A 15755-nucleotide genomic window follows, 5' to 3' on the forward strand; every position below is an offset into this window, starting at 1 on the left:
ATCAACGATCTGAAGCAAACCATATGGCGGATGCCACGCTTTCATTCCTGTAGTGTGGTTCACGAAGGCAATGTTTGCCATATACTCTTGATAGGAAAAGGGGAAGATCAATAAAATGATCGAGAAGAGAGGCGTTGTACTGCGAAATAACGCGCTAATTTAGCGGTGAGTTTGGGTATTAGCAAAAAGAATATCTATAGTTTTATTGATAGGATTTCTGAAGTATTGCCATAATCACAATATGGATTAAATCTACTTAACAAAGCACAGTGCCTTTGCTACAGATTAGCTGTTCCTAGCATGGTTTTTCGGAGGTATCTATGTCCATTAATTCTATTGACCATGATGACATGACGAACATTGCCAACAAGTGGGATTCAATTGAAGAAATTGAATCCCAGCGACCAACAAAGAACTTGAAGTCAGCGGAAGCTCGACGCCGTATTGAAACGCTACGTGAGATACGCGAAAGCGGCCTGACTATCGAGGAAGCTAAAGAGCTGGGTTTGTTGCACTAGCCTTTGGTATCAGAGATATCGATGAAGGGTGACTTAGGTCACCCTTACTTATTTTTATTGCTTTAGTTGATTTGAAGCACCCAAAGCAACATTTTGACTCTTAATTTTCCGCATTCCTATGTTATATTTCGCCCCACGATTTTATTGACTGTGGGCTTACTAATGTCTTTCAACCTTGCATTACTGACTGCGGCAGAAAAAAACAGAGTAGAACTTGATAAACAAGCTTCTTACCTTGTTTGGCGACTTAAGCAAGCAAAAGCGGGACCGGAAGAGATCACTAAGCAGATGGCCAAGATTGCTTCTGAAAGCGAAAAACAGTGGTTTCAACAGTCGATAGAGAAGTACAAAAGAGTGATGGGCGTTGCGTAGCGTCTATGCTCAGCAGGTGGCAAATTGCAAACAGCAAGCCTTCTGCTAAAATCCGTCGCAACACATTGAATTAGAGAGAACATCCCAATGGGAAGAAGTTTTGAAGTGCGCAAAGCCTCAATGGCGAAAACTCAAGGCGCAAAGATTAAGGTTTACTCAAAATACGGTAAAGAGATTTACGTTTGTGCGAAAAACGGCGGTACTGACCCTGATATGAACTTATCGCTGCGTCATCTGATCACGAAAGCGAAAAAAGACCAAGTACCCGCACACGTTATCGAAAAAGCACTGGATAAAGCCAGCGGTGGTGCAGGTGAAGATTACCAACCAGCACGTTACGAAGGTTTTGGCCCTGGTGGCGCGAGCGTGATCGTTGACTGTCTAACGGACAACGGTAACCGTACCTACCAAGACGTGCGCCAATGCTTCGTCAAAACGGGCGCAAAAATTGGTACTCCAGGTGTGGTTGCGCACATGTTTGATCACCAAGCGGTTTTCCAATTCCAAGGCGATGATGAAGAAGCGATTCTTGAAGCGCTGATGATGGCTGACGCGGAAGTGACAGACATCGAGCATGAAGATGGTGTGATCACTGTATTTGCACCTAACACCGAATTCTTCAAAGTGAAAACTGCTCTGAACGAAGCATTCCCAGATCTGACTCTGGATGTGGAAGAGATCACTTTCGTTCCACAAAACCGCACTGTTGTAAGCGGTGAAGACGCAGAGAAATTCCAGAAGTTCCTCGATATGCTGGATGACTGCGACGATGTGCAGCAGGTTTACCACAACGCGGATATCGAATAATCGTTATCTGAAAAAGCCGAGCGAAAGCTCGGCTTTTTCATTTTGGGATATCAGCGTCCTACCTTCAGCGCCAAGTCGTTTGGGTATAAAAACAAAAATCATAAGGAGAACAAGATGAGAGTCAGCTTTATTGGATTAGGCGTGATGGGGTATCCCATGGCGGGACATCTACAAAAAGCCGGTTTTGACGTCACGGTTTTTAATCGTACTCAGGCGAAAGCGGTGGCGTGGGCGAAACAGTTTGGCGGGCAGTATGCTGAAACGGTAGCAGAATGTGTCAAGAACGCCGATGTGGTGCTCACTTGCGTAGGTAATGACGATGATGTACGCAGCATGACCACGGCAGCTACTGGCGCTATTCCCGCGATGAAACCGGGCGCAGTATTGATCGATCACACCACGACCTCTGCACTATTGGCTGAAGAATTGTCGGCAGCGGCGCAGCAAGCGGGTTTGCATTTTATGGATGCTCCTGTTTCTGGTGGTCAGGCTGGCGCTGAAAATGGCGTCTTGACCATTATGTGTGGTGGCGACGAAGCACTCTTTGCCAAGATGCAACCTATCTTTGCCGCTTACGGGCGATCTTCGGTTTTGATGGGGGCGGCAGGGCAGGGCCAGCGCGCTAAGATGGTCAATCAGATCTGTATTGCCGGTGTGCTGAATGGTCTCTCTGAAGGACTGATGTTGGCAGAGCAAGCCGGTTTGGATATCCCGAATCTGGTGGCGTGTTTGAAAAATGGGGCGGCTGGCTCTTGGCAGATGGAAAATCGCGCGCTCACCATGAGCCAAGAGAAGTTTGATTTTGGCTTTGCGATTGATTGGATGATCAAAGATTTGGGTTTTTGCCTAGATGAAGCCGCGCAGTTAGGCCTGAGATTACCGATGACAGAAAACACGATGACCGCTTACCAGCGCCTTTCTGCGCAGGGGTTAGGTCGTATGGATACTTCCGTACTGATTCAAGCGGTAAAAGAAGCTGCTAAGAAATAGCCATGCTGACCACAAAAAGCGCCTCAGTGTAAGAGGCGCTTTGGGTCATCAGTGACCTTGGTGCAGTTCGTGGTATAGCGGTTCAATTTACACTGTAAACAACTCACACTTTAAAGCGCGCCACCAGCTCATACAGTTCGTGAGCTCGTCCATTTAATGTCTGGCTACCTTGACGGTTCTGGTTCGCTAAATCCGCCGATTCGCTACTTTGGTCAGAAATTACCACAATACGCTGTGAGATCTCTTGTCCGACAATGCTCTGCTCTTCAGTCGCTGTCGCGATTAAGGCGTTCATATCCATAATAGTGCCAATTGACGCTTGGATTTTTTGGAGCGCTTCGGCCGCCGCGTTGGCTTCACGCACGGTAGTAATACTGCGCTGTTGGCTCGATTCCATGGCTTTTACGGCTGCGTCTGAGCCCGCTTTCAACTGTTGGATCATTGTGTGAATTTGCTGAGTACTTTCTTGGGTACGGCTAGCAAGCTTGCGGACTTCATCGGCGACCACGGCAAAACCGCGGCCTTGCTCTCCGGCACGCGCGGCTTCAATTGCCGCGTTGAGGGCGAGGAGGTTAGTCTGTTCGGCAATATCTTGGATCACGGCCAATGAGCTAGTGATGTTATTGACATCGCCTTCAAGTTTGGCAATGACGCTGCTGGCATCGGCCACTTCTTCGGCCAAAGCTTGGACTGAGCGAGCCGCAGCGTTAACGATGTTATGAACGTCGGTCGCGTTATCTTCAGCATCTTTGGCTGACTGGGCGGCATTATTCGCGTTGTTAGAGATCTCTTGAGCGGTCGTTGTCATCTCGGTCATCGCAGTGGCCACTTGTTCGGTCTCTTCTCTTTGATTCGACGCTAAATGGTCAACTTGAGTCGCCCGTTGGCTCATAGCATTGGTCTCTTCAACCACTTGCTGCCCAACTTGATTGACCCGTTTAATGATGTTTTGCAAGCTCTCTACAAAACGGTTGAAGTTGTGGCTCAATTTATGAAATTCAGGAACACTGAATTTTTCCATGCGTGCGGTTAAATCCGCATCGCCACTGGCAAATGAACTAATGGAATTATCAAACAGCTCCAGTGGGCGCATGATGCTTCGGTTAATCATTATTGCCATCACGCTAACCAGAATGACAATAAGCAGCGTAATGCCAGCCAGTGTATATAGTCCTTGTTCGAGCTGCTCTTCTGCGCGCGCTTCCATCTCTGCAATTTCAGCATCGACATCGTCAGTGTAAAAACCGGTCCCTATAGTGAGATCCCACTGCGGGAGATAGACCGAATAACTCAGTTTAGGTAAGGGCGTCTGTTCGCCGGGTTTGGGGAAATAATAGGTTGTGAATTGGTTTAATTTGGCGTTTTTCAGCAAATCTTGAATCAGATAGTTGCCTTGGGTGTCTTGCATGTTCATAAAGTTATCGCCTAAGCCATTTGTCGCTTTACCTAATAACAGGCGAGTACCTTTTGAATCATAACCAAATAGATAGCCACTATTGGCGAATTCGATCTCGCGAAGGATAGCTAATGCTTCTTCTAGAGGTGCTTGGCGTGATTTTAAAGCGTTCAGCGCGGTATCCGCGATTTGCAAATAGGATTTCAGCTCAGTTTGCTTCATTTCCATCATGGCTTCACGGGTATTGCGCATCTGCTCCTGGCTAAGTTTGCTGGTTGCATTGAAGGTAACGTACATCATACTTAATGCTATGGTGAGTAAAGGCACCAAAGAAAGGATGTACAGGCGTTGTCGAATCGTCAGGCTCATAGTCGTGGCTCACTTCGTTAGTTGTTGTCCCCTTCCTCTTTGAAGCGGTAGCGGTGTTGGCTACGTCCGTTTACCCCAATCACATCGTCTGCTTATGCTCATGGGGATCAACTTGCTTGCCACCTATCTGCAACTCCAAGTCGTTTGGGTATATGAGAACTTTATTAATAATCCTAGTCCAAAAAGGGATATTGTGTAGTGAGTGACGGAAGATGTTTGAGTATAAGCAAAGAGAGCGTGCTATACTCTGCGCCCTTTCAGTTCGATAGAGCGACCATCATGAACCTTAAAACCGATATTCAACAACTCAACAATCGCATCGATACTTGCCGCCGTAAGTTGGATGCCGCAAAAAGTCGTGCCGATTCAGAGATGGTCAGCAAGTTTACCGATGAATTAGAAGCCTTGACTAAGCGTTTGAATAGCGTGAAAGGCAAGCAAGATTACGATCTCAATAAAATGCGTAAAACCATTGCTGATATGCCTTTCTCTCGTGAGCTGACTAAGCTTGAGCAAGCGGATTTAGGTAAGCTGAAAAAGTCGGTGAAAGGGTTAGTGATCGTGCATCCGACCACCAAAATCGGCAAAGCATTGCGTGTCGAAGTGATGACTGGGTTTGCGCCTAAGCCTTTCTAATTAGGCAAAGCATAGCGATGAAAAGAGCCAGCGTTTGCTGGCTCTTTTGCGTTTGTCAGGTCAATTTAGTAGCCCATCAGCTGCAATAGCTGCTCGGCCGTTTGGACCGCTTCTTTACGGTTGGCGATATTGAGCTTCTGATACAGATTACGAATGTGGGTTTTGATGGTGGTACCTGCCACATCCAACTCATGGGCAATCTGCTCATTACTGAAACCGGAGTAGATGAGCCCAAGCACTTGCCATTCACGCTGCGTGAGTGGGCTAGTGCGCACTAACTCTGGAATGTTGGGGTGATTCACCAGCTTTTCGACAAACTCTTCATCAAAATGAATGGATCGGCTGCGCTGAGTGGTGGAGATCTCCTTGAGCAGCAGGTGGGCACGATGGCGTTCCAAATCCCCTAGCTCACCTCTTTGCACCAGCTTTTCAAGCAGATAACCAATCTTGCTGCCATCAATTAAGAAATTACCAATCATGCCAGTTTGGTTGGTGAGGCGCAGTGCTTGTTTGAGCTTGTCGCAGGCGTGCAGATCATCTCCTTCAGTAATGGCCAGCAGCGCTTCCACAATCAAATTGCGATTGGTGTCGGTGACGAGTTGATATTTTTGCGCCTGCTCTTGAATAAAGTTCAAGGTATGGCGTGCTTCGCTGAGTTGACCGAGTTGGATCTGCGCGCGCGCGATATTACGCCACTGCAATTGGGAGAAGTGGTTGCACGCTTTATCTGGTCGAGTGCTGGACTGTAGCCACTGACGGATCTCGGTGCTGTTTTCTTTGACTTGCCAGTACAGCAGCAAAGAGAGCGAAGCATTCGCCGTCCAATCCACATGGTAAGTCGATTGTTTGAGTAGATGCTGTATCTGTTCAATAAAGCGTCCGGCTTTATCCAGCTCACCTCGGCCAATCGCAATTCTAGCCAGCATCGAATAACAGTGCAGGTGCTTACTTTGCGAATGGTTTTCTAGCACGCTCAGCCCCTTATAAGCGGCTTGTTCGGCTTCATCTAAGCGGTTCCAGCACCATAAAATTTGCGCGCGAATCCGCAGCAAAAATTCATGCAGCGGTACTTGATGCAGTTGCTGCTCTTCAATCAACTTAAACGCGTTATCCTGAACTTCGTAAGCCGCTTGCACATACCCTTGCGCCAGTAGAATTTCGCTCTGTTGCAGTAGTGCCCATAAAGCTTGGTGATACACCTGATATTGGCGTGCCAGTTTCTCGGTCTGCTGCATCATGGAGAGCGCACGGCTGAGATGACCTAATACGTGGTTCACTTCACCGACGACAGAGGTCGCGACAATGCGGCTGCGATAGGTCGTGTGATCCAACTGGCTTAACGCGAGTTCAGCCAGTTCCAGCGCTTTTTCTGGTTCGTTTTGGTTAATCGCGACTTGGGCACGCAGCGCGTTAAATTCGCCTTGCTCTTTGGTGGAGAGTTCAACGTTGAGCGCTTTCATCTCTTTCGCCGCTTTGGCAAGCAGTGCGCCGACATCATTGTATCTATGCTGGCTCTGCGCCAGCCAAGCTTGCAACATGCACAATTTAGGCTCGCGGTACAGTTGGGTCGGCGAGAGTTGATTGATCGCCGCTTCCAACACTTCGAGTTCGCCTTGGTTAAACATTTTCCAACCATATTGGCTCAAAATGCTCGCCAGCAGCTCAGTGTCTTGTGCTAAATGAGCATGACGCAGTGCTTGATGAGGTGCCGCGGCTTCTAACCACGCTTTGGCGGCGGCGCGTTGCAAATCTTGCTCTTGCTGCGGAATGCGCGCTTGACGTTGGTGCGCTAAAAATTCAGCAAACAGATTGTGGAAGCGATACCAGTTAGTTTCCCCTTCCAGCGGTGAGATAAATAGCCCGAAGCGGTTAAGTGACTCAATCATTGCCAGTGCATCATCGCGCCCTGTTAAGCTGCTGACTAATGCATCGTCAAAATGATCGAGTACCGAACACTGCATCAAGAAATAGCGGGTTTCATCGTCGAGCAGATCAAACACTTCTTCGACCAGATAATCCCAAAGATGCGCATGGTTAAAGTGCGAAACTGATTCGATGGTTTGAGCGAGCGTGCGGTGCTGATGCTGCGCTTGGAGAGCGATGAGCTGCATCGCAGAAGGCCAACCTTCCACATAATCGCGTAGGTGATTCGCCGTCAGCGCATCAATCCCATCGGAAACGCGTTGGTTGAAAAAGCGGGTCGTCTCTTCGGTATCAAAAGCCAAAAGCTCATTGCCGATCTCAATCATTAAATCACGCACGCGCAGGTTAGCCGTACCCAAAGGTGGAGTTGAACGGCTGGTGACCACCAAGGTTAAGTTATCGGGCATGTGCTTTAAGAAAAAGCGCATCGCTTCGTGAATGGTTTCATCATGGATCAGGTGGTAATCGTCCAGCACCACATAACATTCGCCGTGGTAGTCGGCCATCTCGGCAAACACTTCACTAAACAGCGAATGCAATGACGAAAACTGACGCTTCTCTGCCAATTTTTGCGCATTGGGGCAGGCGTTATGGGTTGCTTTATTAATCGCTTGCAGCAGATAGTTCATAAAGCGGAACGGATCGTTATCGCTATCATCAATGCTGTACCACCCCAGATTAGGCTTGTCGGCAAGCCACTGCGCGGCCATGGTGGTTTTGCCATAGCCGGCGGGGGAACGAAACAGCACCAATTTATAACAGGTGGCGTGCTGCAATAAATCCAGCACACGGGGGCGGACGATGGCGTTATGCAAACGTCCCGGGCGAGTCAGTTTCGAAGGGATCCACATCTTCTTTCTCTCGTCTATTCCAGTCAGAGCCTCATGCTCTTTTAACTTGAAACGCAAGTTCCAAGCCTAAGGGGAGGTGAATACGCGAGGCGCATCACACTCAGATGGGCGAATGTTACTTGAAGTCATTCTGTGCGTTTATTGATCCATACTGAGTTTTTTGTCTTCTTCACGTTTCGCACGTTACTACGCCCTATATTTGTGATGTTTATCACTAATCAATCTTTATAAAACGGACGATATTGTTCAAGCCTCTACGCCATTTAGTGAAAAATGGGTAACAACTGCGAAATTATTGTGATCTATTTAGCAGAGTGGACAAATGAGTGATGGCTCGTTTTCTGACTTTTCATAAAGCCTAGCTATGGTTAATCGGCAGGTGGTGTGATCCGAATCACTGCTATCTCTGGCTGAACGGCGCATTGATGGGAGCTAGATCACTCACTACCAGACTCCTGTGCCTCTACGCCTTGGCTCCTCCTCCCAATTGATGAGAAAAGTGGGAGGATGTTTTGCAAAAGTCGTAGAGGCAGGATAGGGCTCAGATGGATTAGAACCAAACAGTGAGAGTTCACAATGAAACCTACTCAACAGAAACAGTTTGACAAGAAGTTGTTCCAAGAAAACATAAAGCGTCATTTGACCGCAACTTATGCCACAACAGTAGAGCACGCTTCGGCGCGTGCTTGGTATTTGGCGATGGGACGTGCCCTTGCTGAATTTACAACGTTTGATTTGCTGGAAACCGAACAGGATGAACGCATCCTCAATAGCAAAAGCCTGAACTACCTATCGCTGGAGTTTTTGATTGGCCGCTTAACGGGCAATAACTTGATCAGCATGGGCGTGTATGAAGCGGTTGCAGAAGCGATGGAAGAGCTTGGCCAGAACCTGAGCGACTTGCTGGAAGAAGAGCGCGACCCATCATTAGGTAACGGTGGTTTAGGCCGTCTTGCCGCCTGTTTTATGGATTCTTGCGCGGCGCAAGAATACCCGACCGTGGGTTACGGTCTGCATTACGAATATGGTTTGTTTAAACAGTCTTTTGAAGAAGGCCGTCAAAAAGAAGCGCCGGATGCATGGTGTGGAGTCGAAGGCTACCCGTGGGAAGTCGCGCGTCCTGAGCTTAAACAAGAAATCGGTTTCTACGGCCACGTTGAAGTCGTCAATGAAAATGGCAAAGAGCGTCGTCGTTGGGTACCGGGCATGCTGGTGCAAGCGATGCCGTGGGATCTGCCGATTGTCGGCTACCAAAGTGATACGGTTTACCCGCTGCGTTTGTGGGAGTGTCGCGCAATCGCGCCTTTCTCGTTAGAAAGCTTCAATAACGGTAACTACTTTGAAGCGCAGCACGCGCTGATCGATGCAGGCAACATCACCAAAGTCCTGTATCCGAATGACAACCACGAAAAAGGCAAAACCCTGCGTTTGATGCAGCAGTATTTCCACAGTGCAGCGTCGGTGCGCGATATTCTGCGTCGCCACGAGGCTGCTGGGCACGCGTTGGCGGATCTGCCGAAATACGAAACCATTCAGCTTAACGATACGCACCCAACCATCGCGATTCCTGAGCTGATGCGCATTCTGATAGATGAAAAGCTGATGTCGTGGGAAGCGGCGTGGGCGATCTGTTCGCACACTTTTGCTTACACCAACCACACTCTGCTGCCAGAAGCACTGGAAACGTGGAGTGAGTCGCTGATCCAACGCCTGCTGCCACGTCACATGGAGATCATCTACGAGATCAACCACCGTTTCTTGCAACAAGTGCGTGCCAAATGGCCGGGTGATGTCGCGAAACAGCAAAAGCTCTCGATCATCGAAGAAGGCTTCCACCGCATGGTGCGCATGGCCAACCTGTGTGTGGTCGGCTCTTATGCGGTGAACGGTGTAGCGGCGCTGCACTCAGAATTGGTGAAGCGTGACCTATTCCCTGAATTTGTTGAGCTCTATCCGGGCAAAATCCAGAACGTGACTAACGGTATCACCCCACGTCGCTGGCTGAAGTTCTGTAACCCAGGTTTATCGGCGCTGATTTCAGAGAAGATTGGCCATGAGTGGCCTGCGAAGCTGGATCAACTGACCAAAGTGGCGCAGTACGCCGAAGATGCGGCGTTCCAAAAACGTTTTATGGAAGTGAAAAAAGCCAACAAAGCGCGTCTGGCTGAGTGGGTGAAAGATCACATGGGCATCGAGCTCGATACCAATGCGATTTTTGATGTGCAGATCAAACGTCTGCATGAGTACAAGCGTCAGCATCTCAATATGCTGCACATTTTGTCGCTCTATCACCGCCTCATCAATGATCCAAGCTTTGACATGCATCCACGAGTGGTATTCTTCGCGGCAAAAGCGGCGCCGGGCTACCACTTGGCGAAAGAGATCATCTATGCCATCAACATGATCGCGCAGAAAGTCAATAACGATCCGCGGGTCGGCAACAAGCTGAAAGTGGTATTCATCCCTGACTATCGCGTCAGCATGGCCGAAATCATCATTCCAGCGGCAGATGTGTCTGAGCAGATCTCGACCGCAGGTAAAGAAGCATCCGGTACCGGCAACATGAAGATGGCGCTCAACGGTGCGCTGACCATAGGTACGATGGATGGCGCGAACGTCGAGATCCGTGAAGAAGTGGGCGATGACAACATCTACATCTTCGGTCTTGAAGTGGATGGCGTAGAAGCACTGAAAGCGCGTGGTTATAACCCATACGATTTCTATCATGCTGATCCGCTCCTCAAAGCATCGCTGGATCTGCTGGTGGGTGAAGAGTTTACGCCGGGTGCTCCGGGCAAACTGCGCGCGACCTATGACAGCTTGCTCGATGGCGGTGACCCATATCTGGTGCTGGCAGATTTCGCCTCTTACGTGAAAGCGCATGAAGCGATCGACAAACAGTATCGTGACCAAGCGGGCTGGGCGAAAAAAGCCATCCTTAATACCGCGTTAGTGGGCAAATTCAGCTCCGACCGCAGTATCCGCGACTACGTGAATAACATTTGGAAACTGAGCGCTGTACAGCGTTAAGCCCCTTTGGTGAGTCAGACCCCTCTGGCTCACCTTTTTTACATACCCTACACGGAAGGGGAAAGCAGTCCCTTCGGAGAGAGCGATGAATCAAGACAATGCATTAAAACAAGTCGCTGCAATGGCAAAAATTGCCGATCGATATGTCAGCGCGTGGGGCAGTGAAGCTCAAGTGGAAGACGACACGATCCGTCGTCTTTTGGCGTCTCTTGGCTATGACACCAGTAGCGATGAAGCCTTGCTGCAATCGGCAGAGAAGAAACACAAAAAAGATGTGGTGGATCCGGTACTCGTGGTTCACCAAGGTTCGGCGATCGAAGTCCCGCTCTACCTTGGCGTGAGTGCGCGCGAAAGCGAATTTGATTGGCGCTTGCAGACCGAGCAAGGCGAGGTACTGGAAGGCTATCTGCAATCACAAATTGTACGTGATGAACGTGCCGAAGGCGGCCCACTGGTGTTTGCGTTGCCGAATGATCTGCCGCTCGGTTATCACACCTTATTGATTGCCCGTAAGCGTCGCAAAGCACCGTACGAAATGACCCTGATTGTCACGCCACAAGCTTGCTACAAGCAACCAGCCTTGGCACAAGGCAAAAAGCTGTGGGGACCGAGCGTTCAACTTTATACCCTGCGTACCCAGCACAACTGGGGTATGGGAGACTTTGGTGATTTGAAACAACTCGTGGCGGATATTGCATCACGCGGCGGCGATTTTGTTGGCTTAAACCCGATCCATGCGCTGTTTCCAGCCAACCCAGAGGGCGCAAGCCCGTACAGCCCATCCTCTCGTCGTTGGCTCAACATTCTGTACATTGATGTGAGCTCAGTACCTGAATTTGCACTCAGCGCCGAAGCGCAGCAAAAAGTGGGTAGCCCAGAATTCCAGCAGCGCCTACAAAAAGTGCGTGATGCCCATTGGGTAAACTACAGCGAAGTGGCTGAGCTTAAAATGAGCGTCTTACCTCTGCTGTTTGCCGAATTTAAAAAACGTCATCTGGATAAGCAGACCGATCGTGCGCACGCGTTCTTAAAGTTTGTGGAAGAGGGCGGAGAAAGCTTGCTGCATCAAGCGGCGTTTGATGCGCTGCATGCCGATTTACATGCACAAGATGCGTCGGTGTGGGGCTGGCCTGTTTTCCCAGAGAAATATCGCCGTTTTGATAACAGTGCGGTACAAAAATTTATTGAAGATCATCAAGATGCGGTGCACATCTACATGTACTTACAGTGGATTGCCGATACACAGATCCACGAAGTGCAATCACTGGCCGAAGAAAAAGGTATGGCAGTTGGCTTATACCGCGATCTCGCCGTTGGCGTCGCTGATTCTGGTAGTGAAACGTGGGCCGATCACGGTAACTTGTTGCAAGATGTCAGCATTGGTGCACCGCCGGATGTATTGGGGCCTTTGGGTCAAAACTGGGGCTTACCGCCTCTCAACCCACAGGCGCTTCAAGCCACGGCGTATGACGCGTACATCAAACTTCTACGTGCCAACATGAAGCACTGCGGAGCCTTGCGCATCGACCATGTACTGGGTTTGCTGCGTTTATGGTGGATCCCGAAAGGCGAAAACGCGACGAAAGGCGCGTACATTTACTACCCAGTCAAAGATATGTTGGCGATTTTGGCGCTCGAATCTCACCGTCACCAGTGCAGCGTAATTGGCGAAGATCTGGGAACCGTACCGGATGAAATTGTTGAGCTGCTGCGCGATGCGGGCGTGCATTCGTACAAAGTGTTCTTCTTCGAAACGTCTAAGGAAGATGGCGGTTACGTTTCTCCGGCGCATTACGCAGAGCAATCCATGGCCGCACTCTGTACTCATGATATGCCAACCCTGCGCGGCTTCTGGCACTGTGATGATCTTAAAATGGGACGTGAAATAGGCCTCTATCCCGATGAAGAGCAGCTGCAAGGTTTGTTTGATGATCGCCTGAAATCCAAACAGGGCATTCTCGATTCAGTGGCGTGGCACGGCTATTTGCCGGATGGCGTTGGACGTGATGCGACTCAGGTTCCGATGGATTCCTACTTGAGCGAAGCACTGCAATTGCATGTGGCGGCAGGCTCTTCCGCGTTACTGAGCGTGCAGTTGGAAGATTGGCTAGAGATGGATAAGCCGGTCAATATTCCGGGAACGGTCAACGAATACCCGAACTGGCGACGTAAGTTATCGATGAATCTGGACGAGATTTTTGCGCGTGAAGAAGTGAACCGCATTGCGGCACGTCTGACCGAAGTGCGCAGCAAAGCCAGCCAATAAGGAAATCAGTGACCAATTTCTTAACTATGACCAAAAGAAGTTTCGGGTTGGTCACTCTTTCCTCCTTGCTAAGTCCGGTAAGATGGACACACGCTTTGCCCGCGCCTTGCGGGCTTTCTGTTATACCCAAATACCTTGAAGAGGCGCTAACACGCCGATCTTTAAGCCGGAAGGGGATATTCGCTAGTTAGGTTAGGAGTTAGGTTTGAAGATCACAAAAAAACCATCCAAGGTTCAACAATTTTATGATCAGTTGGCGCGTGCAGCGTTTGCTGATCCCTTTTCATTTCTAGGCCCTTACATTCCCGCTGAACAAGGTGCGCTGCGAGTGTGGATGCCGGGTGCTGACAACGTCGCGTTGGTGGTTGAAGGGCAAGCTCGTGTGGCGTTAGAGCGTGAAGGCGAGGGCGGCTTTGTGCTGAAAGATGGCCGTAATCTGCGTTTTACGCACTACCAATTGGCTGTCGATTGGGCGGGTACCGAGCAGTTACTCGATGATCCGTATCAATATCACGGCCTCTACGCTGAATATGAAGATCTGCATACGCCAAAGCAGATGTATCACCATATGGGGGCGCAGTTTGTCACCCTAGAGCGTGATGGAAAAATGGTCTCTGGCGTACGTTTTCTAGTGTATGCCCCTCACGCGGCGGCGTGCAGTTTGATTGGCGCTTTTAACCATTGGGATGGGCGTCGCCATCCGATGCAGCGTCTCGATTACGGTATTTGGGGAATTTTTATCCCCGGCTTGCCGGAAGGCACGCAATACAAATTTGAGCTGAAAGGTCCACATGGAGAAGGTCTGCCGCATAAAGCGGATCCGTGGGGTTTTTATGCTGAGCAATACCCTTCTTTTGCTTCTGTGACTTATGATCATCGTCGTTATCAGTGGCAAGATACGGCTTGGCAGCAGCGCCCTGTGACTGAAAAGCGTAAACAAGCGCTCTCGTTTTATGAGCTGCACGTTGGCTCATGGAAGCGAGGCGAAAACGGTGAATTCCTCAATTATCGTGAATTGGCCGATCAATTGGTGCCTTATCTGGTTGAGATGGGTTATACCCATGTTGAGTTAATGCCTGTCGCTGAGCACCCATTTTATGGTTCTTGGGGCTATCAACCGGTTGGTCTGTTTGCGCCCACTAGCCGTTACGGCTCGCCGGATGATTTCAAATATTTTGTCGATTTGTGCCACCAAGCGGGGATTGGTGTGGTGCTCGATTGGGTGCCTGCGCACTTCCCGTCGGATTCTCACGGTCTGGCCAATTTTGATGGCACGCCCTTATTCCATGATCCGGATCCACGTCGCGGTTGGCATCAAGACTGGAACTCTTACATCTACGATCTTGGTCGCGAGCATGTGCGCCGTTTCTTAGTCGCTAATGCGCTGTATTGGTTTGAGATGTTCCATATCGATGGCATTCGTGTTGATGCGGTCGCATCGATGCTCTATCTCGATTATTCGCGTAGCCATGATCAATGGATCCCGAATGTTGATGGTGGACGCGAAAACTACGATGCGATTGCTACCTTCAAATGGATGAACGAGGAGGTGTACAAACACTTCCCGAATGCGATGACGATTGCCGAAGAGTCGACCGCGTTTCCCGGTGTTTCTGCACCGACCTTTATGGGCGGCCTCGGGTTTGGTTTTAAGTGGAACATGGGCTGGATGCACGATAGCTTGTCGTACATCAAAGAGGATCCGGTGCATCGCAAATACCACCACAATACCCTGACTTTCCCGCTGATTTACGCGTTTAGTGAAAACTATGTGCTCTCTTTATCACACGATGAAGTGGTGTATGGTAAGCGCTCACTTATGTACAAAATGCCGGGTGATGAGTGGCAGCAAACCGCCAACTTACGCGCCTACTTGGGTTATATGTATGGACAGCCGGGCAAAAAACTCAACTTTATGGGTACCGAGTTAGGACAGACTGCGGAGTGGGATCACGATGGTCAGTTGCAGTGGTTCTTAACGCAATTTGAGCGCCATGCCGGGATCCAGCGTTTGGTGCGTGATTTGAACCATCTTTACCAAGCCCAAACCGCGTTGCATCAGCTTGATTGCGATCCGCGCGGCTTCGAATGGCGCTTACAAGATAATGCCGATCTCAGCGTGATCGCCCATGAACGGATGGATGAAGCCGGTAATCGTGTGTTAGTGATCACCAACTTCACGCCTGTTCCACAGCAGGCATTTCGCTTAGGTGTTCCTAAAACAGGGAAGTACCGCTTGTTGCTCAATACCGATGCCAAGCAGTACAACGGCAGTGATTATCCGGTATTGCAGGATGTGAGTACGGAAGCGATCAGCAGTGAAGGTTTGGATCAATCGCTGCTATTGAGTGTGCCGCCGCTCGCGACGCTATTTTATCAATGGAGTGCGAAGTAGCTCTTCCCGTTTATCGTTATATAGCCTTCCTACTTGGAGCTGCAACGCCAAGTAGGAAGGCTATACCTTATGAAAAAAACCGCTGCGGCGGTTTTTTTGTTGATGCCCTACTCATGATCTTTTACCTGCAGCGCTAAGTGGTGAGTGGATCTCTCTGAATACGGGATCTTTGCCAAAGATCTCTGCTTCTTAAACTCGAGAC

General features: G+C 49.5%; 10 protein-coding genes. 8 read left to right on the forward strand and 2 right to left on the reverse strand.

Annotated elements, in window-relative coordinates; all coding sequences use genetic code 11:
* The first annotated feature begins 320 nt into the window (after window positions 1–320).
* From GOU96_RS00885 to GOU96_RS00900, 4 genes are all read left to right on the forward strand, one after another.
* Window positions 321–518, forward strand: coding sequence for a PA3496 family putative envelope integrity protein (locus GOU96_RS00885; protein WP_000026548.1), 198 nt, complete (start codon window positions 321–323; stop codon window positions 516–518).
* Window positions 519–680: 162 nt separating this feature from the next.
* Window positions 681–890: a DUF3283 family protein gene (locus tag GOU96_RS00890; protein ID WP_000009502.1), complete on the forward strand. Its 210-nt coding sequence runs from the start codon at window positions 681–683 to the stop codon at window positions 888–890.
* 87 nt (window positions 891–977) lie between these two features.
* Entirely contained in the window at window positions 978–1697 is a 720-nt protein-coding gene (locus GOU96_RS00895) for a YebC/PmpR family DNA-binding transcriptional regulator (protein ID WP_000533705.1), read from the forward strand.
* 42 nt (window positions 1698–1739) lie between these two features.
* Window positions 1740–2687 carry an NAD(P)-dependent oxidoreductase gene (locus GOU96_RS00900; protein WP_001886547.1) on the forward strand — a complete coding sequence of 316 codons (948 nt, stop codon included), beginning with the start codon at window positions 1740–1742 and terminating at the stop codon, window positions 2685–2687.
* 103 nt (window positions 2688–2790) lie between these two features.
* On the opposite strand, the gene GOU96_RS00905 is transcribed toward GOU96_RS00900, so the two are convergent.
* Window positions 2791–4452: a methyl-accepting chemotaxis protein gene (locus GOU96_RS00905; RefSeq protein ID WP_174500043.1), complete on the reverse strand. Its 1662-nt coding sequence runs from the start codon at window positions 4450–4452 to the stop codon at window positions 2791–2793.
* Window positions 4453–4731: 279 nt separating this feature from the next.
* Here GOU96_RS00905 and GOU96_RS00910 point away from each other — a divergent pair, with 279 nt between their 5' ends.
* Window positions 4732–5088, forward strand: a complete 357-nt coding sequence (locus tag GOU96_RS00910) for a YibL family ribosome-associated protein (protein ID WP_001050212.1) — start codon at window positions 4732–4734, stop codon at window positions 5086–5088.
* Between the two features lie 65 nt (window positions 5089–5153).
* Here the strand turns inward: GOU96_RS00910 and malT are convergent, their stop codons facing one another.
* Window positions 5154–7862 (reverse strand): HTH-type transcriptional regulator MalT, encoded by a 2709-nt coding sequence (gene malT / locus GOU96_RS00915; protein WP_033931852.1) that lies wholly within the window; start codon window positions 7860–7862, stop codon window positions 5154–5156.
* Window positions 7863–8438: 576 nt separating this feature from the next.
* On the opposite strand from malT, the gene GOU96_RS00920 reads away from it, so the two are divergent.
* The 3 genes from GOU96_RS00920 to glgB all read left to right on the forward strand — a co-directional run bounded on the left by GOU96_RS00920 (window position 8439) and on the right by glgB (window position 15553).
* Window positions 8439–10892 (forward strand): glycogen/starch/alpha-glucan phosphorylase, encoded by a 2454-nt coding sequence (locus tag GOU96_RS00920; RefSeq protein ID WP_000805361.1) that lies wholly within the window; start codon window positions 8439–8441, stop codon window positions 10890–10892.
* A gap of 85 nt (window positions 10893–10977) precedes the next feature.
* Window positions 10978–13158, forward strand: coding sequence for a 4-alpha-glucanotransferase (gene malQ, locus GOU96_RS00925; protein ID WP_001070792.1), 2181 nt, complete (start codon window positions 10978–10980; stop codon window positions 13156–13158).
* A 205-nt stretch (window positions 13159–13363) separates the two neighbouring features.
* Window positions 13364–15553: a 1,4-alpha-glucan branching protein GlgB gene (gene glgB / locus GOU96_RS00930; protein WP_000705041.1), complete on the forward strand. Its 2190-nt coding sequence runs from the start codon at window positions 13364–13366 to the stop codon at window positions 15551–15553.
* The last annotated feature ends 202 nt before the right edge of the window (window positions 15554–15755 follow it).

Origin of the sequence: Vibrio sp. R-1 (assembly GCF_035615595.1) — a bacterium.
Lineage (GTDB): Bacteria > Pseudomonadota > Gammaproteobacteria > Enterobacterales > Vibrionaceae > Vibrio > Vibrio cholerae.

Bases quoted from the DNA above. Each gene is read 5' to 3' on its own strand.
- malT (WP_033931852.1), bottom strand. From the start codon at position 7,862: ATGTGGATCCCTTCGAAACTGACTCGCCCGGGACGTTTGCATAACGCC.
- GOU96_RS00885 (WP_000026548.1), top strand. From the start codon at position 321: ATGTCCATTAATTCTATTGACCATGATGACATGACGAACATTGCCAAC.
- GOU96_RS00920 (WP_000805361.1), top strand. From the start codon at position 8,439: ATGAAACCTACTCAACAGAAACAGTTTGACAAGAAGTTGTTCCAAGAA.
- GOU96_RS00910 (WP_001050212.1), top strand. From the start codon at position 4,732: ATGAACCTTAAAACCGATATTCAACAACTCAACAATCGCATCGATACT.
- malQ (WP_001070792.1), top strand. From the start codon at position 10,978: ATGAATCAAGACAATGCATTAAAACAAGTCGCTGCAATGGCAAAAATT.
- GOU96_RS00895 (WP_000533705.1), top strand. From the start codon at position 978: ATGGGAAGAAGTTTTGAAGTGCGCAAAGCCTCAATGGCGAAAACTCAA.
- GOU96_RS00905 (WP_174500043.1), bottom strand. From the start codon at position 4,452: ATGAGCCTGACGATTCGACAACGCCTGTACATCCTTTCTTTGGTGCCT.
- GOU96_RS00890 (WP_000009502.1), top strand. From the start codon at position 681: ATGTCTTTCAACCTTGCATTACTGACTGCGGCAGAAAAAAACAGAGTA.